21 protein-coding genes are annotated in these 21,358 nt (G+C 73.0%); 11 read left to right on the top strand and 10 right to left on the bottom strand.

Features of this window, described 5'->3' with window-relative positions; translation table 11 throughout:
* Nucleotides 1–15 precede the first annotated feature (15 nt).
* Nucleotides 16–594, bottom strand: coding sequence for an SACE_7040 family transcriptional regulator (locus E9934_RS17410; RefSeq protein WP_193556922.1), 579 nt, complete (start codon nucleotides 592–594; stop codon nucleotides 16–18).
* Between the two features lie 159 nt (nucleotides 595–753).
* On the opposite strand from E9934_RS17410, the gene E9934_RS17415 reads away from it, so the two are divergent.
* From E9934_RS17415 to E9934_RS17435, 5 genes are read left to right on the top strand one after another with little or no spacing between them, the layout of a single operon-like run.
* Entirely contained in the window at nucleotides 754–2,370 is a 1,617-nt protein-coding gene (locus E9934_RS17415; protein WP_136564180.1) for a carboxyl transferase domain-containing protein, read from the top strand.
* A gap of 5 nt (nucleotides 2,371–2,375) precedes the next feature.
* Entirely contained in the window at nucleotides 2,376–4,211 is a 1,836-nt protein-coding gene (locus tag E9934_RS17420) for an acetyl/propionyl/methylcrotonyl-CoA carboxylase subunit alpha (protein WP_136564181.1), read from the top strand.
* Nucleotides 4,208–5,155, top strand: coding sequence for a hydroxymethylglutaryl-CoA lyase (locus E9934_RS17425; protein ID WP_238695035.1), 948 nt, complete (start codon nucleotides 4,208–4,210; stop codon nucleotides 5,153–5,155). The genes E9934_RS17420 and E9934_RS17425 overlap by 4 nt, the downstream gene beginning before the upstream one ends.
* Before the next feature lie 46 nt (nucleotides 5,156–5,201).
* Nucleotides 5,202–6,398 (top strand): hypothetical protein, encoded by a 1,197-nt coding sequence (locus E9934_RS17430; protein ID WP_136564182.1) that lies wholly within the window; start codon nucleotides 5,202–5,204, stop codon nucleotides 6,396–6,398.
* An 11-nt stretch (nucleotides 6,399–6,409) separates the two neighbouring features.
* Entirely contained in the window at nucleotides 6,410–7,630 is a 1,221-nt protein-coding gene (locus E9934_RS17435) for a hypothetical protein (protein ID WP_136564183.1), read from the top strand.
* A gap of 33 nt (nucleotides 7,631–7,663) precedes the next feature.
* Here the strand turns inward: E9934_RS17435 and E9934_RS17440 are convergent, their stop codons facing one another.
* On the bottom strand, nucleotides 7,664–8,356 hold the full coding sequence (locus E9934_RS17440; protein WP_238695036.1) for an EcsC family protein: 693 nt from the start codon (nucleotides 8,354–8,356) through the stop codon (nucleotides 7,664–7,666).
* A 127-nt stretch (nucleotides 8,357–8,483) separates the two neighbouring features.
* On the opposite strand from E9934_RS17440, the gene E9934_RS17445 reads away from it, so the two are divergent.
* The 3 genes from E9934_RS17445 to E9934_RS17455 all read left to right on the top strand — a co-directional run bounded on the left by E9934_RS17445 (nucleotide 8,484) and on the right by E9934_RS17455 (nucleotide 10,483).
* Nucleotides 8,484–9,059: a hypothetical protein gene (locus tag E9934_RS17445; protein WP_136564184.1), complete on the top strand. Its 576-nt coding sequence runs from the start codon at nucleotides 8,484–8,486 to the stop codon at nucleotides 9,057–9,059.
* A 110-nt stretch (nucleotides 9,060–9,169) separates the two neighbouring features.
* On the top strand, nucleotides 9,170–9,904 hold the full coding sequence (aat, locus tag E9934_RS17450) for a leucyl/phenylalanyl-tRNA--protein transferase (RefSeq protein WP_338036711.1): 735 nt from the start codon (nucleotides 9,170–9,172) through the stop codon (nucleotides 9,902–9,904).
* 159 nt (nucleotides 9,905–10,063) lie between these two features.
* Nucleotides 10,064–10,483: a hypothetical protein gene (locus tag E9934_RS17455; protein WP_136564185.1), complete on the top strand. Its 420-nt coding sequence runs from the start codon at nucleotides 10,064–10,066 to the stop codon at nucleotides 10,481–10,483.
* Between the two features lie 83 nt (nucleotides 10,484–10,566).
* On the opposite strand, the gene E9934_RS17460 is transcribed toward E9934_RS17455, so the two are convergent.
* The 3 genes from E9934_RS17460 to E9934_RS17470 all read right to left on the bottom strand — a co-directional run bounded on the left by E9934_RS17460 (nucleotide 10,567) and on the right by E9934_RS17470 (nucleotide 12,388).
* Nucleotides 10,567–10,905: a rhodanese-like domain-containing protein gene (locus E9934_RS17460; RefSeq protein WP_136564186.1), complete on the bottom strand. Its 339-nt coding sequence runs from the start codon at nucleotides 10,903–10,905 to the stop codon at nucleotides 10,567–10,569.
* A 129-nt stretch (nucleotides 10,906–11,034) separates the two neighbouring features.
* On the bottom strand, nucleotides 11,035–11,310 hold the full coding sequence (locus E9934_RS17465) for a hypothetical protein (protein WP_136564187.1): 276 nt from the start codon (nucleotides 11,308–11,310) through the stop codon (nucleotides 11,035–11,037).
* Between the two features lie 199 nt (nucleotides 11,311–11,509).
* Complete coding sequence (locus tag E9934_RS17470; protein ID WP_136564188.1) at nucleotides 11,510–12,388, bottom strand: Fpg/Nei family DNA glycosylase; 879 nt, start codon at nucleotides 12,386–12,388, stop codon at nucleotides 11,510–11,512.
* 151 nt (nucleotides 12,389–12,539) lie between these two features.
* Here E9934_RS17470 and E9934_RS17475 point away from each other — a divergent pair, with 151 nt between their 5' ends.
* A complete protein-coding gene (locus tag E9934_RS17475; protein WP_136564189.1) occupies nucleotides 12,540–13,799 on the top strand; it encodes a hypothetical protein in 1,260 nt (419 codons plus the stop codon).
* Nucleotides 13,800–13,996: 197 nt separating this feature from the next.
* On the top strand, nucleotides 13,997–15,193 hold the full coding sequence (locus tag E9934_RS17480) for an ATP-binding protein (protein ID WP_136564190.1): 1,197 nt from the start codon (nucleotides 13,997–13,999) through the stop codon (nucleotides 15,191–15,193).
* Nucleotides 15,194–15,354: 161 nt separating this feature from the next.
* On the opposite strand, the gene E9934_RS17485 is transcribed toward E9934_RS17480, so the two are convergent.
* From E9934_RS17485 to E9934_RS17505, 5 genes are read right to left on the bottom strand one after another with little or no spacing between them, the layout of a single operon-like run.
* Nucleotides 15,355–16,851 (bottom strand): sodium/solute symporter, encoded by a 1,497-nt coding sequence (locus E9934_RS17485; RefSeq protein WP_136564191.1) that lies wholly within the window; start codon nucleotides 16,849–16,851, stop codon nucleotides 15,355–15,357.
* Nucleotides 16,848–17,285, bottom strand: coding sequence for a hypothetical protein (locus E9934_RS17490; RefSeq protein WP_193556923.1), 438 nt, complete (start codon nucleotides 17,283–17,285; stop codon nucleotides 16,848–16,850). The genes E9934_RS17485 and E9934_RS17490 overlap by 4 nt, the downstream gene beginning before the upstream one ends.
* A 30-nt stretch (nucleotides 17,286–17,315) precedes the next feature.
* Nucleotides 17,316–18,068 carry a LytR/AlgR family response regulator transcription factor gene (locus E9934_RS17495; protein WP_136564192.1) on the bottom strand — a complete coding sequence of 251 codons (753 nt, stop codon included), beginning with the start codon at nucleotides 18,066–18,068 and terminating at the stop codon, nucleotides 17,316–17,318.
* Nucleotides 18,065–19,201 (bottom strand): histidine kinase, encoded by a 1,137-nt coding sequence (locus tag E9934_RS17500; RefSeq protein WP_136564193.1) that lies wholly within the window; start codon nucleotides 19,199–19,201, stop codon nucleotides 18,065–18,067. The genes E9934_RS17495 and E9934_RS17500 overlap by 4 nt, the downstream gene beginning before the upstream one ends.
* Nucleotides 19,202–19,210: 9 nt before the next feature.
* Entirely contained in the window at nucleotides 19,211–20,212 is a 1,002-nt protein-coding gene (locus E9934_RS17505; RefSeq protein ID WP_136564194.1) for a class I SAM-dependent methyltransferase, read from the bottom strand.
* A 52-nt stretch (nucleotides 20,213–20,264) separates the two neighbouring features.
* Here E9934_RS17505 and E9934_RS17510 point away from each other — a divergent pair, with 52 nt between their 5' ends.
* Nucleotides 20,265–20,990 carry an oxidoreductase gene (locus E9934_RS17510; RefSeq protein ID WP_136564195.1) on the top strand — a complete coding sequence of 242 codons (726 nt, stop codon included), beginning with the start codon at nucleotides 20,265–20,267 and terminating at the stop codon, nucleotides 20,988–20,990.
* Nucleotides 20,991–21,358: the final 368 nt, after the last annotated feature.

Genomic DNA, 21,358 nt, shown 5'->3' on the forward strand with positions numbered 1-21,358 from the left:
GCTTTTGGGCAGGGACTATCCCAGCGGAGCGGGGGCCGGTACGCCGAGCGCGGCGAGCGCCATCGAGGCGAGCAGGTCGCGCAGGGGGGCGTCGGGGATGTCCTGCCCGGCGCGCGGGGTCGAGTTGAGCAGGCCGAAGGTGGCCTGGACGGCCGCGTGGGCGGCGGGCTGGTCGAGGTCGGGCTGCAGGGTGCGGAGCTGGCCGGCCCACAGCGAGATGTAGGCGCGCTGCAGCCGGCGGACCTGGTCGCGGGCGTCCTCGGGCAGTGACTCCCAGTCGCGGTCCTGCACGATGATCAGCGGACGGTGGGTGAGGGCGAACTCGGTGTGCCAGTCCACCAGGTCGCGCAGTGCGTCGGCGGCGCCGTCGGAGGTGGCCACCCGCTCCTGGCCCACGGCGAGCAGGCGCTCGCTGATGGACACCAGCATCTCGGCGAGCACCGCCTGCTTGGACGGGAAGTGCTTGTAGAGCGCGGGTCCGGAGATGCCGCACGCCGCGCCGAGGTCGCTGACGGATACGCCGTGGAAGCCTCGGGCCGCGAAGAGGTCGGCGGCGGTGGCGAGGATCTGCTCACGCCGACGGGGCTCGGTCATCACAGCAGGCTAGTGGTCAGCTCCGGAAGTTCTCCGGGTGTCCCGCGCCCCGAACAGCTTCCGGAGATGACCACTAGCGTTCGCGGGGCACACAATTTTGCCAAACCTTCTCAGGTCGCTCGTTGCCGACGAGGTTAATGATCGTTAACCTTTCTCGTTGTGACCACCACCCCCCCGACGCTGGCCGAGCTCAGCGCCGAGCTGCGCGACCGGCTCGCGCGCGTGCGCCAGGGCGGCAGCCCCACCGCCCGCGACAAGCACACCGCCCGCGGCAAGCTGCTGCCCCGCGATCGCGTCGACCGCCTCCTCGACCCCGGCAGCCCCTTCCTCGAGATCGCTCCGCTCGCCGCCTTCGGCCTCTACGGGGCCGACGGGGCAGACGGGGCAGACGGGGACGACGGGGACGACTACGCCGTGCCCGCGGCCGGCGTGATCGCCGGCATCGGCCGGGTGCAGGGTCGCAACTGCCTCGTCGTCGCCAACGACGCGACGGTCAAGGGCGGCACCTACTACCCGATGACGGTCAAGAAGCACCTGCGCGCGCAGACGATCGCCGCCGAGAACCGGCTGCCCTGCCTCTACCTCGTCGACTCCGGCGGCGCCTTCCTGCCGATGCAGGACGAGGTCTTCCCCGACCGCGAGCACTTCGGCCGCATCTTCTTCAACCAGGCCAACATGTCGGCACGCGGGATCCCCCAGCTCGCCGCCGTGATGGGCTCCTGCACCGCGGGCGGCGCCTACGTGCCCGCGATGTCCGACGAGACCGTCATCGTCAAGGAGCAGGGCACGATCTTCCTCGGCGGACCCCCGCTGGTGAAGGCCGCGACCGGCGAGGTCGTCACCGCCGAGGAGCTCGGCGGCGGGGAGGTCCATGCCCGGCGCTCCGGTGTCGTCGACCACCTGGCCGACGACGACGACCACGCGCTGCGGATCCTGCGGGGGATCGTGGACACGCTGCCGGGGTCCGCGTCCGGTGGTTTCGAGGCCCGGTCGCGGGGCGACCTCGCACCTCGACCAGCGGTGACGGTGGAGGACCCGCTCGAGGCCCCCGAGAGCATCTACGACGTGGTGCCGTCGAGCACGCGCACGCCGTACGACGTCCGCGAGGTGATCCGGCGCCTGGTCGACGGCAGCCGCTTCCAGGAGTTCAAGCAGCTCTATGGCGAGACGCTGGTCTGCGCCTTCGCGACCATCCACGGCCACCGGGTCGGGATCGTGGCCAACAACGGCATCCTCTTCAGCGAGTCGGCGCTCAAGGGCGCCCACTTCGTCGAGCTGTGCAACCAACGCGGCATCCCCTTGCTGTTCCTGCAGAACATCTCCGGCTTCATGGTCGGGCGCGAGTACGAGAACCGGGGCATTGCCCGCGACGGCGCCAAGCTCGTCACCGCGGTCGCCTGCTCGGTCGTCCCGAAGCTGACACTCGTCATCGGCGGGTCCTTCGGGGCCGGCAACTACGGCATGTGCGGTCGCTCCTACGACCCGCGCTTCCTGTGGATGTGGCCCAACGCCCGGATCTCGGTGATGGGTGGCGAGCAGGCTGCCAACGTGCTCGCCACCGTCGCGGGCAAGGAGCACGACCCGGACGTCGCGGAGTTCAAGCGTCCGATCGAGGAGCAGTACGAACGCCAGGGCTCGCCCTACTACGCCTCCGCGCGGCTGTGGGACGACGGCGTCATCGACCCCGCCGACACCCGGCGGGTGCTGGGCATGGCGCTGGACGTGGTCACGGCCGTGCCCACGCCGGACCCCTCCTACGGCATCTTCCGGATGTGATCGCGATGACCGAGACCAGTGCCATCCGTTCCATCCTCGTCGCCAACCGCGGCGAGATCGCCCGGCGCGTGTTCCGCACGGGCCGTGACCTCGGCATCCGCACCGTCGCCGTCCATACCGACGTCGACGCCGAGGCGCTCCACGTCCGCGACGCCGACCTCGCACTGAGGATCCCCAGCTATCTCGACGCCGACGCGGTCCTCGCCGCCGCGGTGGAGGCGGACGCAGACGCGATCCACCCCGGCTACGGATTCCTCTCGGAGAACGCTGCCTTCGCCCGGGCCGTGATCGATGCCGGGCTGACCTGGATCGGCCCGACGCCCGAGGTCATCGAGCAGATGGGCCGCAAGGACGCCGCCCGTGAGCTCGCTGTCGCCGCGGGTGTGCCGGTCGTGCCGTCGTACGACCTGGGGGACGACACCGCGTCCTTCGTCTATCCCGTGCTCGTCAAGGCCGCGGCCGGCGGCGGCGGCAAGGGCATGCGCATCGTCCGCTCCGCGGCCGAGCTCCCCGAGGCAATGGCCGCGGCGAAGCGCGAGGCCCTCGGCGCGTTCGGTGACGACGCGATGATCATCGAGAAGTACGTCGAGCGCGGCCGGCACATCGAGGTGCAGGTGATCGGCGACGCCCACGGCAACGTCATCCACCTCGGCACCCGCGAGTGCTCCGTGCAGCGGCGACACCAGAAGGTGATCGAGGAGGCGCCGGCGCCAGGCCTCGACGACGAGCTGCGCGAGCGGATGCACCAGGCAGCGGTCGACCTCGGGAAGGCGGTCGAATACACCAACGCCGGCACCGTCGAGCTCCTGCTCGATGCGGCGACGAACGACTTCTACTTCCTGGAGATGAACACCCGGCTCCAGGTCGAGCACCCGGTGACCGAGGAGGTCAACCACACCGACCTCGTGGCGCTGCAGCTGCACGTCGCGAGCGGCGCCGAGCTCGACCAGGCCGACTGGGTCCGACGGCTGGCCGGCCACGAGATGCACGCGATCGAGGCACGGGTCTATGCCGAGGACGCGTTCAACGGCTTCCTGCCCCAGGCCGGGACCGCGGCCGTCGTCGCGTGGCCGGAGTCCGCCCGGGTCGACCACGCGCTGGAGTCCGGTCAGGTCGTCGGCACCTCCTACGACCCGATGCTCGCCAAGGTCATCGCGGTCGGGGTGGACCGCGAGTCGGCGAGACGTCGTCTGGTCGACGCCCTGGACGACACGGCGATCCTCGGTCTCACCACCAACACCGGCTTCCTGCGCGAGCTGGTCGCGAGCGAGGTGTTCGCCGAGCCCGGCGGCATCGACACGGCCTGGCTGGACCGCAACAAGGTGCCCGCCCCCGATCCCGCGCCCGCTCGCGCGATCGCCGCGCGGCTGTGGCTCGACGCCCACGCCGCCGCCGGGGGACCCTTCGCCGGCGACGGGTTCCGGATGGGTGGGCCGCCGGCCGCTCCCCTCGTCACGTTCGACGAGGACGTCACGGCCGCGGCACGGGTCCCGGAGGGCACCGTCGCTCGGGTGACCGCGCACGACGTGGAGCTGGTCCACCGCGGCCAACGCTTCGTCTTCACCCGCCCCGACGCCACCACCGACCATGCGGCCGACGCCGGCGACGGCACGGTCGCGGCGCCGATGCCCGGCATCGTCGTCGACGTCAGGGTCACCGAGGGCGAGCAGGTCGTCGAGGGACAGGTGCTCGGCGTGGTGGAGGCGATGAAGATGGAGCTCGCGCTCAAGGCGCCCTACGACGGCACCGTCACCCGGGTCGCGGCGCGCACCACCGACCAGGTGGCCCTGGGCGCCCCGCTCTTCGTCGTCGATCGGGCCGACCGGGGTGAGGAGTCGTGATCGGGCTGCCGATGGTCGTGCCGGAGCCCGGCCTGCCGGCCGCTGTCACGATCTACGAGGTCGGTCCCCGCGACGGCCTGCAGAACGAGCAGGGGATCATCCCGACGGCGACCAAGGCGGCGTTCGTACGCCGCCTCCTCGCCGCGGGCCTGCCGATCGTCGAGGCGACCAGCTTCGTGCACCCGCGGTGGGTGCCGCAGCTGGCGGACGCGGCGGACCTGATGACCGCGCTGCGGGCCGAGCTGGGCGACGCCGCGGCCGAGCTGCCGGTCCTGGTGCCCAACGAGCGCGGCCTCGACCGCGCCGTCGAGCTCGGGCTGCGCCACGTCGCGGTCTTCGCCTCCGCCACCGACACCTTCGCCGAGCGCAACCTCAACCGCACCGTGGACTCCCAGTTCGAGATGTTCGCCCCGACGGTCGACCGCGCCCTGGCGCAGGGGATGGACGTGCGGGGCTACGTCTCGATGTGCTTCGGCGACCCCTGGGAGGGGGCCGTCCCCATCGACCAGGTCGTCGCCGTCGGCACCCGCCTGCTCGACCTCGGCGTCGGCCAGCTCAGCCTCGGCGACACCATCGGTGTCGCGACCGCCGGGCACGTCCGGGCCCTGGTCGCCGCCTTCGCTGCCGCCGGCATCGGCCCCGAGCGCCTGGCGCTGCACTTCCACGACACCTACGGACAGGCGCTGACCAACGTCCACGCGGGCCTGCAGGCCGGCGTGACGACGTACGACGCCTCGGCCGGCGGTCTCGGCGGCTGCCCCTATGCGCACAGCGCCACCGGCAACCTCGCGACCGAGGACCTGGTCTGGTTCCTCACCGGTCTCGGCATCGAGCACGGCGTCGACCTCACGGCGGTCGCGGCGACCAGCCGCTGGATGGCTGCAGAGCTGGGCCGGCCGAGCCCGTCGGCGGTCGTCCGGGCCCTCACGCCACCCACCGAGTGACCGAGGTCGCCGCCACTGCTCGCGGCGCTCCGACTACGGTGGCGCCATGAGTGCAGAGTCGCGCGCGTGGGGCTGGGTGGCCGCCCTGCGAGCCGGCTCGACCACGAGCTGGCTCGACTGGACCGCCGACCCCGGTGCCGATCCCGTCGCCGACGCCCCGGCCACCGGCCCTCGGCTGCCCGGGGCCCAGCACCTGGCGTTGCTGCTGCGGCTCAACCGTCGCGCCGCCGACTCCGGCCGCAGCCTGCCCGCCGGCCTCGCCGACCGGGTGGTGGCGGCGGACGTCACCGGACGTGGCCGCGCCGAGCTGACCCTGACCGGGCTCGACGGCTCCGGCTTCGGCCCCAGTCCCGTCGATCCCGACGCACTCGAGGCCGCCGAGCTGCTCCGCGTCGCCAGCCTGCTGCTCGCCGAGGACGTCGCCCGCCAGCCGGTGGCACAGCGCTCCACCATCGAGCGCGTCCGCAGCGCCAGCCACCGCTGGCGCCAGCTGACCCAGCCCTTCGTCGTGGTCGGCAGCCCCTGGCGCGCCGGCGCGGCCCGGGCCGATCTCGCCGGGCAGGGCCACCCCTCGGGCGGGCGACGGCCCACGGCCTACCTCCTTGCGCCCGACCTCGCCACCCTCCTCGCCGACGCCTGGACCGTCCGCTCCTTCGACCAGGGCGGCGTCACGTGGGGCGCCTTCGTCAAGGGCGCCGCGGGCGCCGGCGGGCTGCCGCCCCGCGCGGACCTGCCCCGGATGGCCCGCTCCGCGGCCCAGCGGTACGACGCCGGCAAGGTCGTCATCGTGACCGACCCGGCGCGCCTGGCCGATGCGCTGGGCGTGGCCGACGTCGCCGCGCCGCCGCGGCTCGGGGCCGATGCGGTCGACCTGGTCCGGCGCATCGGTGACCCGCTGGGGCTCCTCGTCGACCACGAGCGCCGGCCCAGCCTGCTGCACACCGCGCTGGTCGACCGGCTCGACGGGCGTGGCGGTCCGGCGCCGACCGTGCCGCCGCGCTGGAGCAGCTGGCTCGACGCCCAGGCCGAGCGGGCCCGCCACGACCTCGCCGCGGCTGGCTACCCTGTGCTCGGCGATCTCGACGCGTTGCTGCCCGGGCCGCAGCCGACGGAGCCGGTGCGACCGGTCGACGACGCCGTCCTCGGCCTGGCGCTGGACCTGCTCCTCGACCCGGTCGCGGGAGCAGCGCAGGCATCAGGCCAGGGACGAGACCAGGGACGAGACCAGGGACGAGACCAGTAGGTGATGAGCAGATGAGCCGCCGGGTCCTGTTGCACGTCGGCACCCCGAAGACCGGCACGTCGTACCTCCAGGACGTCCTCTTCCAGAACCGCCCGACCCTGCTCAAGCACGGCATCAGCTATCCCGCCGACCGCTTCGACGCCCACTTCCTCGCCGCGCTCGACCTCATGCGCCTGCGCTGGGGCGGGCTGGAGGAGGAGGCGGTCGGTGCGTGGGACGCGCTGGCCGCGCAGGTCCGCGCCCACGACGGCACGTCGATCGTCAGCCACGAGATCCTCGCCACCGCCTCCCGGGCGCAGGCCGAGCGCGCGCTGGAGTCGCTGGGTCACCGCGCCGACGGCAGCGGCGCCGAGGTGCACCTGGTGATCTCGGTGCGTGGCCTGATCCGCCAGATCCCCGCGGAGTGGCAGGAGAACGTCAAGCACCGCGCGTCGATCACCTACGCCCGCTTCATGGAGGTCGTGCGCGACCCCGAGCGCAGTCACCGGATCGGCGCCTGGTTCTGGGGCGTCCAGGAGATCCCCGACATCCTCGACCGCTGGGGCAGCGCGCTGCCCCCCGAGCGGATCCACATCGTCACCGTGCCCCGACCCGGCGGCGCCCCCGACCTGCTGTGGCAGCGGTTCAGCACGGCGTTCGGCCTCGACGGCATCGAGCTGGAGCGGGAGACCGAGCGGTCCAACCCGAGCCTCGGGGTGCCCGAGTCGGCGCTGGTGGCGCGGATCAACCGTGCTGCTGCGAGCGAGCTGTCGCCGGCGTCCTACCGCCCGCTCGTCCGGGAGCTGCTGGCCCACCAGACTCTCTCCCGGCGTACGTCCTCACCGCGGCTCAGCCTTCCCCCGGCGGACCTGCCGTGGGTGGAGGAGCTGACGGAGAAGTGGATCGCCGAGCTGGACGCGCGCGGCTACGACGTCGTCGGCGACCTCGCGGACCTGCGCGGCACCGCCGCGATCTCCGATCCGTGGCCCGACCCCGACCGACCGCGCGAGCGCCAGGTCGCCGCGGCCGCGGTCGACGCGATCAAGGCCCTGCTGCTGGCCTCGGCCGAGCGGGAGAGCGAGATCGAGCGGCTCCGCGTCGAGCTCGAGGACGCCCGCCGCGACGTCATCCGCGCCCGGAGCCCGCGACTGATGCGGTCGATGGAGTGGACCGTACGCCGCATGGAGGACAGCCAGCCGGGCCGCAAGGCCCTCGGCGCCTACCGCAAGGCAAGAGGCCGCGCGAGCAGGTGACGCCTGCTGCGCGCCGCGAGGAAGCGGCGTCGCTTACGGGCGTGGCCGCAGCTCGCGGCCGGCGTAGCGCCCGACGCGGAAGGTGGTCCAGCCGTCGGTGGCGGCGCCGACGGCTCCGCCGACGACCGGCACCCGCTTGCTGACCGTGACCGCCAGTCTCTTGCCGACGACGCGACCGATCAGCTCGGCGGCGACGGCGTTGGCCACGTCGCGGTCCAGTCCGGGGTCGACGTCGGGGGCCGTCGCGATCGCCATCGGCGGCGCCGGCAGGTCCTTGCGCTTGACCATCTTGAGCACCTGGTCCTCGCCGAGGACGGTCACCAGGATGGCGTTGCGGACCCGCGGGTCGTCGAGGTCGTAGCCGCGCAGGTGCGCGATGCCGGCGATCATGCGGCACTGGATGAGAGCGAGCCCGGTGATGTTGGCCGGCGCCACCACGGCAGCGGTCACCAGGCCGCCGAGATTGGTGGCGAAGCCCTCGATGCTGGCGTAGAGGACGTGGTTCTCGATGACCTCTCGGATCGCCTTGTCGACGTTGCCGTGCTGCTCGCGCAGCTGCTCCTCCGCCGCGGCCGCCGCCGGAGGCAGCGGGCCGATGCCGTGGATCGCGCGCTGCAGCGCCTCCCGTACGAACGAGTGGGTCAGACCCGGTGCGAGCTGGGTGAGCCGTGGAGCCAGCTGCCGCGCGGCCCCCGCCGCCAGGCCCTTCTTCATCCGCGATGCCATGACTCGATCCTAGGAGCGTGCTGGGTGGTGGGGCCATGGGCGGCGGCCCGCGGACGGGCCGGCAGGTCCGTCCATCGCGCCTCCCGTACTGTGGCCCGATCGTGTCGTCCGCACCGGAAGGTTCCCCATGACCCGCCTGCTCCGCCTGTTCGCCACCGCCCTCGCGGCCCTCGCCCTCGCGCTCTCGCTGGCCGCGTGCGGGGATGACGCGGACGGGGACGACGACGGCGACGACAAGGCCAGCGCCGACACCAGCGCGAGCACGGACGGCGCCGCGAGCGACGATGCCGCGAGCGAGGGTTCCGACGGCGCCACCGACGAGGGCTCCGACGGCGCCACCGACGGTGAGAGTGCCGGCCCGGCCGCGGCCGGCACCGAGGAGTTCTGCGGTGCGCTGCAGGAGGTGTTCATGACGAGCAGCCAGACGTCGGCCTCCGTGACCGCCGCGGAGTGGAAGGCGCTGCAGGAGGCCTATGCCGCCCTCGGCGAGCTCGGCACTCCCGCCGACGCCACCGCGGAGCAGAGCGAGGGGCTCGACATCCTGGTCTCCACCATCACCGGCATCGACTACGCCGAGGCCCGCAAGCTGTTCACCAGCGGCGGTGAGCCGGACGTGTCGGACGCCGACGAGGCCAAGCTCGACGCCTTCTCGGAGTACGCCGAGGACGCCTGCCAGGACGTCTTCGCCACGCCGAGCCAGTGACCCCCCGGTCGCGCTGAGCGGCGAGCACTGCCGTGCCCGTCGAGCCGCCTCCCTCGCCCTGGGACCTCCCGGGGCGAGCGGAGCTGGCAGCGCTGCCGATCCTGGGTCCGGTGGGCGACGTCGACGACGACCCTGACCTCGATGACAGCGACGGCGACGAGCGCGACGATGTCGAGCTGGGGGTCGAGCTGGGGGTCGAGCTGGACCCCGAGGACGCCGAGCACGATGCCAGCGACCTCGTCGGCATCGGCGCCGACCTCGAGCCCGGCACCCTGCTGAAGGCCTACCGGACGGGGCTCTTCCCCATGCCCGAGGGCCGCTCGGTCGGCTGGTGGAGCCCCGCCCACCGCGGCGTCCTCCCGCTCGACGGCCTGCGGGTCACCCGCTCGCTGCGCCGCTCGGCCCGCCGCTTCGAGATCCGCGTCGACACCTGCTTCGACGACGTCGTCGCCGCCTGCGCCGACCCGCGCCGGCCCCACGGCTGGATCGACCGGCGCATCGCCCGCGCCTACGGCACCCTCCACCGCCTGGGCTGGGCCCACTCGGTCGAGGCGTGGCGCGACGACCGTCTCGTCGGCGGGCTCTACGGCGTCGCGATCGGCGGGCTGTTCGCCGGGGAGTCGATGTTCCACCACGAGACCGACGCCTCGAAGGCCGCGCTCGTCGGGCTCGTCGACCTGCTCCGCTCCGACCCGGCCGGCGCGGCGGGGGACCGGCTGATCGACGTGCAGTGGGCCACGCCCCACCTGCGGACGCTCGGGGTGCGCCCGATCTCGCGGGCGTCGTACGTCCAGCGGCTGGAGCTGCTCCTCGACGTGCCGCTGCCACCCGTCTGGGCGGACTGACACCCACTCGTCACCGGCGCGCCACCCGTGGTTCGCCGTGTCTGAGAGCAGGCTGTGAATAATCGGCCCGTCGAGGGGCATGGGGTGTCCCTCGGGTCGTCACGACGGCGACCTGTCGCGGGTCCGGCACGGTGACCCGCTCCCACGAAAGGAAACCCGATGACTTCGATCAAGCGCCCGCTCGCTTCTGCTGGTGCCGCGGTCCTGCTCGCCCTCTCCCTGACCGCCTGCGGGGGCTACCCCTCGGACGCCTCCGAGAAGGACTTCTGCGACGAGATCACCAACATCTCCGAGGTCTCCCTGTCCATCGAGGGTGACGAGCCCACCGAGGACGAGTGGAAGGACATCCAGGCCGCCTACGAGGACCTCGGCGAGGTGGGCACCCCCGAGGACATCGGCGACGACGAGCGCGCCGGCTTCGAGGCCGCGGTCGACGCGATCACCGACCTCGACTACGACGAGGCCAAGGACTCCTTCGGCAGCGAGGACGGCGACGACACCGTCCCCGGCGTCTCCGAGGACGACGAGAAGAACATCGACAAGTTCTTCGAGTACGTCGGCGAGACCTGCCAGGCGTGATCGCGGGACCTGCCTGACTCCTCCAGCTCAGGCATCGCGCGGGCGCGGCACCTCCGGGTGTCGCGCCCGTCGTCATTTCGTCGTCAGATGACGACGGGTGCCTCCGGGCCGTCGGCGACCATCGGGCGGCCGGCGCGCTCCCAGCCCATCATCCCGTCGACGAGGTTGACGACGTCATAGCCCTGCTGGGCGAGGTAGGCGACGGCGCGGGCCGAGCGCCCGCCGGCCTTGCAGACCACCAGCGTCTGGGGCGCCTCGAGCTCGACGAGCTCGCCGACCCGCGCGGGCAGCTCCATCAGCGGGATGTGGACCGCGCCGTCGATGCGGCCGGCCGCCCACTCCTCGTCCTCGCGGACGTCGAGGACGACCAGGCCCTCGGGCAGCGGGTCCGGGACGGCATCGATCTCGACCTGGGGGATCATGCGGCGAGCCTAGTGCGCCACTAGATGAGCAGACCCGGTGAGACGCAGCGAGCCGGGCTCCCGCTGACGGGAGCCCGGCTCGTGGATCGCGATGGATCAGGCCTGGATCAGGCCTGGATCAGGCCTGGATCACGGAACGGTCGACAGGTCGCCGCACTCGTCCTCGACGGCGTCGGTGAACTCCTTCTCGTCACCCTCGACGTCCTTGTTGTCCTCCAGCCAGTCCGTGAGCGCCTTGGTGGCGTCCTCGATCTTGCCGGCGTCGCCCGACTCGGCGGCGTCCTGGGCGTCCTGGGCCAGGTCGCAGTACTCCTTGGCGAGCTCGCCCTCGTCGGTGCCACAGGCGCTGAGCGAGAACGAGGCGACCAGCAGCATGCTGCCGAGGCCGAGGGCGGTCTTCTTCATGTGTTTCTCCGGTTCGTGAGAGCTACGTGATGGTGGGCGCATCCCGGCGCCGGCAGAGCAGCGCGATACTGAGGGAAGCCTGAGAAGTCTTTCACGTCCGACCACGGGGGAAACCTGGGCGTTCGATCGAACGTCGCGTGAACTCCTCGCGTCACAGCGTGAGCGGCCAGCTCACTCGAGCCCGCTCGAGCCCTCGAGCTCACTTCAGCAGCTTGCTCATCCGCCGGTCGGCCAACGGCTTGCCGCCGGTCTGGCAGGTGGCGCAGTACTGCAGGCTCGAGTCCGCGAAGGAGACCTCGCGCACCGTGTCGCCACACACGGGGCAGGGCTGGCCGGCGCGGCCGTGGACGGCGAGGTTGGACTTCTTTTCCGCCTTGAGCTCGCTGGCGGCGTGCCCGCGGGAGCGCTCGACGGCGGCGCCGAGGGTGTCGCGGACCGCGGCGTAGAGGATGGCGAGCTCGTCGTCGGAGAGCGAGTCGGACGGCTTGTAGGGCGACATCCGGGCCGCGTGGAGGATCTCGTCGGAGTAGGCGTTGCCGATGCCGGCGATCGTGCCCTGGTGGCGCAGCACGCCCTTGAGCTGCTTGCGTCCGGCGTCGGTGAGGATCCGGGCCAGCCGCTCGGGAGTGAAGTCGTCGGTGAGCGGGTCGGGCCCGAGCGACGCGACTCCGGGGACGTCGAGGGGGTCGCGGACCAGATAGAGCGCCAGCGACTTCTTGGTGCCGGCCTCGGTGATGTCGAGCCCGGGCGTGACGCCGTCGGCCTCGTCGAGCACGATGCGCACCGCCAGGGGGGACTTGTTCGAGGGACGCGGCGGGATCGCGGGCACGTCGTCCTTCCAGCGCAGCCATCCGGCGCGGGCGAGGTGGAGGACCAGGTGCAGGCCACTGGCCTCGATGTCGAGGAACTTGCCGTGGCGTCGTACGTCGTCCACCAGTGCGCCCTCGATCGCGGCCAGCGGCGGGTCATAGGTCTTGAGGGCGCTGAAGGCGGCGACGTGGACCTTCGTGATCGCGCGGCCGGCCAGCCGGCCCCGCAGGTCCTGGGCCAGCGCCTCCACCTCGGGCAGCTCGGGCACGTCGTCAGCCTATTCCAGAGGCGAGCGCAGGGAGGGTGTTGGGACTTTGTCCTGTTTCGGCTCGTCGGCAGTGACCCCGTGCGGGCCGGTCCGGTTGTCAGGTCGTCGTGGCTCGGAAGCGACATCCACCCCCGAACCGAAGGGCTGTGCCATGTCCCGCCGCCACCTCCCCGCCCTCTCGCTGGTCGCCGTCGCCGCGTTCGGCCTCGGCGCCCCCGGCGCGGCGCTGGCGGCCCCCGACCCCGTCCCGGGGGAGGTCCTGCCGATGATCAGCGCCGAGTGCGGCCAGGACGCCGTCTACGACACGATCGTCCACCCGGCGGTCGTCGAGCAGGTCCCTGCCGTGACCCACCTCGAGTGGGTCTGGAGCCGCCTGGTGCCGACGACCGAGGTGCTGCACGAGCGCACGGTCGCCCCGGCGCAGGGCACGTGGGCGTGGAGCCGCGAGGTCGACGTCGTCGAGGAGCAGTACGCCGTCCGCGTGGTCGACGCGCCCGCCGTCCCCGCCGTGCCGGAGGTCGGGCACTGGGAGAGCCGCGTCGTGACGCCGGCGGTGACCGTGGTGATGTGGGAGTACGCGCACCTGCACAACGGCAACACCCGCTGGGAGCGGGAGGGCTGGAACGCCGGAGCCAACGGGCTCGGCTGGTCACCCACCGGCAACACCCGCGTGGACGTGCTCGAGCCGGAGGTGACCGAGCAGGTGTGGGTCGTCGACCAGGCCGCCGTCCCGGCCGCGCCCGAGCAGGCCCACGACGAGCTCAGCTGGGTCGCCCTGGGGGCGCCCGGTCCGGCCGGCGGCACCTTCACCGGCGTCACCCGCGTCGCCGGGACCACCACCGAGCACGCCGAGCTGCCCGACGGCGACAGCCCGCTCGGCTCCGGCTGGCTCCGCGGGGTCTTCACGGAGACCGCCGCGGCGATCGTCGAGGAGCTGTGGCTGCCCGAGGGCACCGCGCCCGAGGCCGGCTACGTCGCCACGGGCACCACCCGCCCCGGCGCTGCCGCGGAGGAGACCACGGGAGGCACGTCCGCCGCCGCCCCGGCCGGCGCCGGCTGGTCCCCGGTCGCCGGGTCCGAGGTCACCGTCGTCGACGCCGCGGCTACCGAGATCGAGATCGAGCCGGCCTGGGTGGAGGACTTCATCCTCTCCCCGGCCACCGATCCCTGCCCGGTCGCCGAGGAGACCGACGTCGACGGCGTCGACGGGGCGGTCGACGACAACACGGACACCGCTGTCCAGACCGGCGTGGAGGGCCTCGTCGAGGCTGCCACGACCGGTGCGACGGCGGAGGCCGGCGTGCTGCCGGCCACGGGGGCGCCAGTCGGCCTGTGGGGGGTCGCACTCGGCGCTGGCGGCGTGGTGGGAGGGGTTGCCCTGGTGGCTCGCAGCCGCCGCCGCCCGGCCTGAGCCGTTCCCCCCTCCGGCTCGGGCCGGTGCCCCCGACCTCACATGGGGATGGTCGGGGGCCCGCCCCTTTTTCGGCCGAAGTGCGCAGGTTTCTCGCCCGAGGTGTGGGGCTTTCTCGCTCGACGTACGACGGTTTCTCGCCCCGACACGCTAGGTCGATCTAGGGCTGTCGCTAGAGACGCCGATAGCGTCGGATCATGGACCCGATCCGCAATCCGTATGCGCCCGGCGCCGGTCAGCGGCCACCCGAGCTGGCCGGCCGCGACGAGCAGCTGACGGCCTTCGACGTGGTCCTGGAACGGGTGGCCCGCGGACGTCCGGAGCGGTCACTGGTGCTCACCGGCCTGCGCGGGGTCGGCAAGACGGTCCTGCTCAACGCGCTGCGCTCGGCCGCGGTCCGCAAGGGATGGGGGACCGGCAAGCTCGAGGCTCGCCCCGACCAGTCGCTGCGTCGGCCCCTGTCGTCGGCGCTGCACCAGGCGGTCCGCGAGCTCGGCCACCCCGAGCCCACGGAGACCGATCACGTCCTCGGCGTGATCCGCTCCTTCGCCCAGCGCGACGCCGGCGCCGACGCCAAGCTGCGCGACCGCTGGAGCCCGGGCATCGACGCCCCGGTCGTCCGCGGCCGCGCCGACTCCGGCGACGTCGAGATCGACCTCGTCGAGCTCCTGACGGATGTCGGTGGCCTCGCCGCGGACGTCGGCAAGGGCGTCGCCGTCTTCATCGACGAGATGCAGGACCTCGGCACCGACGACGTCTCCGCCCTCTGCGCCGCCTGCCACGAGCTGAGCCAGAACGGCCTCCCCGTCATCGTCGTCGGCGCCGGCCTGCCGCACCTCCCGGCCGTGCTGTCCGCCAGCAAGTCCTACTCGGAGCGGCTCTTCTCCTACCAGCGCATCGACCGCCTGTCCCGCGACGCCGCCGACCGGGCCCTCGTCGCGCCGGCGTCCGAGGAGGACGCCGAGTTCACCACCGACGCCCTCGCCGCGATGTACGACGCCACGCGCGGCTACCCTTACTTCATCCAGGCCTACGGCCGTGCCGTGTGGGACCTCGCACCGCGCACGCCGATCACCGCCGACGACGTCGCCGTCGCGGCGCCCGAGGCCGAGGAGGAGCTGGCCGTCGGCTTCTTCGGCTCCCGCTTCGAGCGCGCCACCCCCGCCGAGCGCGACTACCTCCGCGCCATGGCGGACGCCGCCGGCGAGGAGCCCGACGACCCGGTCGGCTCCGTCGCGACGGCGGACGTGGCCGTCGTACTCGGGAAGAAGCCGCAGTCCCTCTCCCCGGCCCGCGACGCCCTGCTGAAGAAGGGGCTCATCTACTCCGGCGAGCGTGGCCGGATCGCGTTCACGGTGCCGCACTTCGGGCGCTACCTGCGCACCCAGGGATAGCGGCGCTGGTGGTCGAGGAGCCCCGCGAGGAACGAGCGGGGCGTCACGAGACCTCGGTGCGGACCTCGTCGAGGTGGCTGCGGGCATCTCGTGACGCTCGCGGGCGCTCGCTCCTCGATGACCTGGGGTCCTGCGCTCGCTCCTCGATGACCGGGGGCGGGTCAGCGGGCGAGGGACTCCGGTGTGTGCAGCCGCACGAGGAAACGGCGGGCGTGCACGGGCTCGCGGGAGGCGGTCGCCAGTGACACCACGACCATCACCGCACCGGCGAGCGGCACGCTCCAGGCGGCGGGCAGGGCCAGGGCCGCGCCGAGCCAGCCGCCGGGCGCATAGCCGGCGAGGGTGAGGATCGCGGCGCCGCCCGCGCCGAGCCCGCCCGCGGCGAGGCCGGCGAGCGCGCCGACGTCGGTCAGCCGCCGCCACCAGATCCCCAGCACGAGCAGCGGGCAGAAGGTCGACGCGGCGACGGCGAACGCCAGCCCGACGGACTCGGCGACGCCGACGTTGCGGATCATCAGCGCGGCGACCACCGGGACGACGACGGCCACGACGGCGGCCAGCCGGAACGCGCCGACGCCGTTGCGCTCGGCCACCCAGCGGCTGGTGAGGTCCTGGGTGAGCACTCCGGAGACCGCGATCGCCAGGCCTGAGGAGGTCGACAGGAAGGCCGCGAACGCGCCGGCGGTGACCAGCCCGGTGAGGACATCGCCTCCCGTGCCGTTGAGCATCAGCCGCGGCAGCTCGAGGACCAGCACGTCCGAGCCGTCGTCGACCAGGCCGGCACCGTAGACGCGGCCGAGCCCGGCGTACACGGGCGGGAGGAGGTAGAAGACGCCCAGCAGCGCCAGCACCACCACCGTCGTACGACGCGCGGCGCGCCCGTCGGGGTTGGTGTAGAACCGCACGACCACGTGCGGAAGGCCCATCGTGCCGAGGAAGAGCCCGATGATCAGGGAGTACGTCGCATAGAGGCCCAGGCCGCCGCCCTCGGCCACCGGCACCGACCAGTCGGCGTCGGCCAGGCGCGAGCCCGGACGCCCGTCGCCCCACCAGACCGCCACCAGGACGGCGGCCGGCACCAGGAGCGCCGTGAGCTTGAGCCAGTACTGGAAGGCCTGGACGAAGGTGATCGAGCGCATCCCGCCGGAGGTGACGTTGGCCAGCACCACCGCGCCGACCACGAGCGGACCTGCCCACTCGGGCGCACCGATCGCGGCGTGGAGGGTGATCCCGGCGCCCTCGAACTGCGGGATCAGGTAGAGCCAGCCGATGCCGACGACCAACAGGGAGCAGGCGGCACGGACGGTGCGGGAGCCGAGGCGCGCCTCGGCGAAGTCGGGCAGCGTGTAGGCGCCGGAGCGGCGCAGCGGCGCCGCCACGAGGACCAGGAGCATGAGGTAGCCGGCGGTCCAGCCGACGGGATACCAGAGCATGTCGGCGCCGCCGACGAGCAGCAGCCCGGCGATCCCGAGGAAGGACGCCGCCGACAGGTACTCCCCGCCGATGGCCGAGGCGTTGAGACCCGGCCGCACCGACCGGGAGGCGACGAAGAAGTCGCTGGTCGTGCGGGAGACGCGTAGTCCCCACGTGCCGATCGCCAGCGTCACCAGCGTGACGAGGACGACGGCGACCAGGCCGGGCACGTCCGCGGAGCTCACGCGGGGTCACCCGGATCGACGCCGCTGCCGGTGCCCGTGACGTCGTCCGCCTCGGCGAGGCCGACGGACTCCCCGGCGCTCCCCACGAGATCGGCGAAGTAGCGCTCGTTGCGCTCCACCCGTCGGACGTAGCGCCAGCCGAGGAGCAGCAGCAGCGGATAGACGCCCGCCCCGAGGACCACCCACGCCACGGGCAGGCCGGCGAGCTCTCGCGCCGCCAGCTCCGGCCACAGGTGGAACACGAGCGGGAGGGCGCCCAGGGTCAGCACGACGAGGCCGATCACCCGCGCGGCCAGGCCGAGCTGCTCGCGCAGCAGCGAGCGGAGATAGACGTCGCCGATCGGAGTCTGCTGGTGGACGTCACCGAGCCGACCCGCGCCGCGACCTGCCGCCGTGTGCCGTGGTGGACCGGTGACCCGGACCCGCTCGACCATGACCCCGACCTCCCTGTCCCGGTCCCGCCCTCAGGCCCCGGCCCGCGCCCGGCGCACGAGGACGTCGCGCAGCCCGCGACTGTGCCGTCGGCTCACGGCGAGCTCGGTGTCGCCGACCATCACCGACGTCCGGCCGCTGTCGCTGCGGACCTCGGTCACGTGGCCCAACGCCACCAGCAGCGAGCGGTGGATCCGGTGGAAGCCGGCCTCGGCCCAGTCCTCCTCGAGGGTGGTGAGCGGGACGCGGACGAGATACGACTCGCCGCCCGTCGTGTGCAGGCGCGCGTAGTCGCCCTGGGCCTCGACGTGGGTGATGTCGCGCCGGTCGACGAATCGGGTGACCCCGCCCCGCTCGACGGCGACCTGGGTGCCGGCCTCGGGCTCGGCCGGCTGGGGGCGGCTGGCCGCCAGCACCCGTCGTACGGCCTCGGCGAGACGCTCGGGGCGCACCGGCTTGAGGACGTAGTCGACGGCGTCCAGGTCGAAGGCCTCCACGGCGTGCTGCTCGTGCGCGGTGACGAACACGATCGGCGGACGCTGGCGGAATTGGCCCAGCACCTCTGCCAGCTCGAGGCCGGTGAGGCCGGGCATCTGCACGTCGAGGAAGGCGCAGTCGACCTCCTGCTCGCGCAGCACCCGCAGGCCCTCGGTGGCCGAGGAGCACGCCAGCACCTCGACAACGCGGTCGTCGGCGCCGAGCAGGAAGGTCAGCTCGTCGAGCGCGGGCTTCTCGTCGTCGACCACCAGCACCCGCAGGCCGCTCACGGGGCTCACTGGGCTCACGGGGTGACCCCCGGCGCGAACTTCGGCACGCGCACGATCACCTTGGTGCCGGCGCCCGGTGCGGTCTCCACGACCAGACCGTAGTCGTCGCCGAAGGTCGCGCGCAGCCGGGCGTCGACGTTGCCGAGCCCGACCGAGTCGAGCGACGCGTCGCCGGCCAGGGCCCGCCGGACCTTCTCGGGGTCCTCGCCGACGCCGTTGTCCTCGACCTCGATGACCGCCTCGGGTCCGCGGTCGTGGGCGACGATCGTCAGGTGGCCGACCTGGTCGACGCTCTCGAGGCCGTGCCGCACGGCGTTCTCGACGAGCGGCTGGATGCACAGGAACGGTACGGCGACCGGGAGCACCTCCGGCGCGATGTTGAGCGTGACCTGGAGCCGGTCGCCGAAGCGCGCCTGCTCGAGCAGGAGGTAGCGCTCGATGGAGCGCAGCTCCTCAGCGAGGGTCGTGTACTCACCGTGGCGTCGGAAGGAGTAGCGGGTGAAGTCGGCGAACTCCAGCAGCAGCTCGCGTGCGCGGTCGGGGTCGGTGCGCACGAAGCTGGCGATCGCGTTGAGCGAGTTGTAGACGAAGTGGGGGCTGATCTGGGCCCGCAGCGCGCGCACCTCGGCCTCGATCAGCCGGTTGCGGTGGGCGTCGAGCTCGGCCAGCTCGAGCTGGCCCGACACCCACTGCGCGACCTCCTCGGTGGCCCGCACCAGCGCCGCGGTCGAGGTCGGCGCGAACGCCTGCACGGTGCCGAGCACGCGCCCGTCGACGACGAGTGGGCTGACGATGCCGGTGCGGATCGGGCAGCCCGGCTCGTCGCAGCCGAGCTGTCCGCGGTCGACGGTGCGGGTCGCGCCCTTCTCGACCGCGAGCAGCCCCACGACCGTGGCCTGGTCGAGGTGATGGTGCCCCGCCCCGTCCCACGCCAGCACCTCGTCGGTGTCGGTGATCGCCATGGCCGGCGTACCGAGGAGGTGACGCAGGTGCCGCACGGCGCGCTCGGCACTGGTCGCGGTCAGGCCCTCGCGGAGGGCGGGGGAGGCGAGTGAGGCCTGGTGAAGGGCACGGAAGGCGGCGCGGTCGGCATCACTGCCGAGCCGGCCACGTCGATTGCGCCGACCGCGGGGGCCGCTGGGCCAGGCCATGGCGCTGCCTCAGCGGAAGTCGATGAGGAGCATCCCGGAGTCGTCGTCGGCCGGCGGCTCGACGGCGGGCATCGACCCGGTGCCGGCGTCGGTCGCCTCCGGCTCGATGACCTCCCCCTCCGGCGCGGGATCCGCGGAGGAGAGGAGCGGCTCGGGACGGGCGGTCTGCGGGCGGATGCCGACGACCGCCTTGAAGCACCGCGTGACATAGGGCAGCTGCATGCCATCCATGCCGCGGCCGAAGTCGTCATAGAACGCCAGCACCTCGGCGAGCTTGGCGTCGCGCTGGTTGGGCGGCAGGGCCACGATGTTGGAGCGGCTGAGCACGAGGTCCTGGATGCTCTGGCGGTTGATCGTCTGCCAGTGCTTGAACGACTCCTCCTCGACCGGACCGAAGTGTGGCGAACCCTCGACCGGACCGGGGTCGGGGTTGGTGATGTCCTGCCGGCCGATCAGGTTGCCCAGGCGCTTCACCCACGGGATCCGCTCGTCCTTGGCGTTCCAGATCAGGGCGAGGGAGCCGCCACGCTTGAGCACCCGGGCGATCTCGGGCAGCGCCTTCGCGTGGTCGAACCAGTGAAAGGCCTGCCCGGCGATGACGAGGTCGTAGGTGGCGTCGGCGGCCGGGATCTCCTCGGCCCGCGTCTGCGAGAGCCGCGCCTCGGGCACGGCCACGGACAGGCGCTCGAGCATGCGGGGGTCGGGGTCGGTGGCGTGCACGTCGTGGCCGAGCTCCACCAGGGCCGCGGTGAGCTTGCCGGTGCCGGCGCCGAGCTCGAGGATGCTCAGCGGCGTCTCGCCGGTCAGCCAGCGGACGGCGTCGATCGGGTAGTCCGGACGGCCGCGGTCATAGGCGTCGGCGGCCTCGCCGAAGGAGAGTGCCGCGGAGGCGGAGGAGTCGTCGGTGGCCACGCCCTTGAGCGTACGACGCCACGTGCGCGCCGTCGCGGAGGCACGCCTGCCGCCGACCCGGTAGGCCTTCGCACGGCCGCCTCGCGATGCACGCGCCATGACCACCGACCATGTCAGCGCTTCAACCGGACAGGACACTAGGCTTTTCTCCGTGAGCACCGACCCGCACGCCTGGCTGATCGCCCTGGAGGGCGTCCCGTCCGGCTTCAGGGCCGCCCGTGACGGCATCGACGTCCTGCTGCGCGACCGCGGGCTGCGACGCACCAGCCCCGAGCTGACGGCGGAGTCGCTGCTGCGCGGCGCCTACGCGAGCGCTGTCCTCGAGGGCTCGGGGTCGACGCTGGAGGAGGTGCGCGGGGGCACCGGCGACGAGACGGCGGCGGCCGCCGTACGAGTGGCGACGGAGCTGCTGTCGCTCCTGCCGGTGCTGCGCCGTCAGCCGCTCCAGGCCTTCGCGCGGCTCCACACGCTCGCGGCCCGCGGTGCCCTGCCCGACGAGCTGCTGGGTCGTCCGCGCGGCGGGGAGTCGGCGGCGAAGCTGCGCGGCGTCGCCGAGCTGGTGACCGCCCCGACGCAGGCGCCGGCCCTGGCGGTCGCGGCCGTCGTGCACGCCGAGCTGGTCGCCGCCGCGCCCTTCCACTCCCACAACGGCATCGTCGCGCGCGCCGCCGAGCGGCTGCTGCTCGCCGCCCGCGGCGTCGACGAGAAGTCGCTCGTCGTGCCCGAGGCCGCCCACCTGCGGCTGCGCGCGGCCTACGAGTCCAACCTGCGCGGCTGGTCGACGGGCGGTCGCGCCGGCATGCACGCCTGGCTGATCTATGCCACCGAGGCCTACGCCGCGGCGGCCGAGGCGAGTCCGCTGGTCACCGACGGCTGAAAAGAGGAGCCGACCCAACCAGCCAGCGTTCCCCGGGACGGTCGAAAAGACAACCCTTGAAGGTGGCCGCCGACCGGCGTACAAAGGAGTCAGAACTCCACAGACAACACGTGAACCCGGTACCCACGCGGCGATCCACCCTTCCTAACAGGGCGCTTGTGTCCGGAAGACTTCCGGAGCAGCAAACCGGTGCACGCCTGGTAGCCAAGGTTTCACGTGTCAGCGGTGGCACCCGAGACACGCGATGACTCGGGTGCCACCTGCATATTTGGCTGACTCCGGTGGTCGAGGAGCCCCGCGAGGAACGAGCGGGGCGTCACGAGACCCCTGTGGTGAACTCGACGAGGTGGGCACAGGCATCTCGTGAC

The organism is Nocardioides caeni (genome assembly GCF_004912195.1).
In the GTDB taxonomy this organism is placed as follows: Bacteria; Actinomycetota; Actinomycetes; order Propionibacteriales; family Nocardioidaceae; genus Nocardioides; species Nocardioides caeni.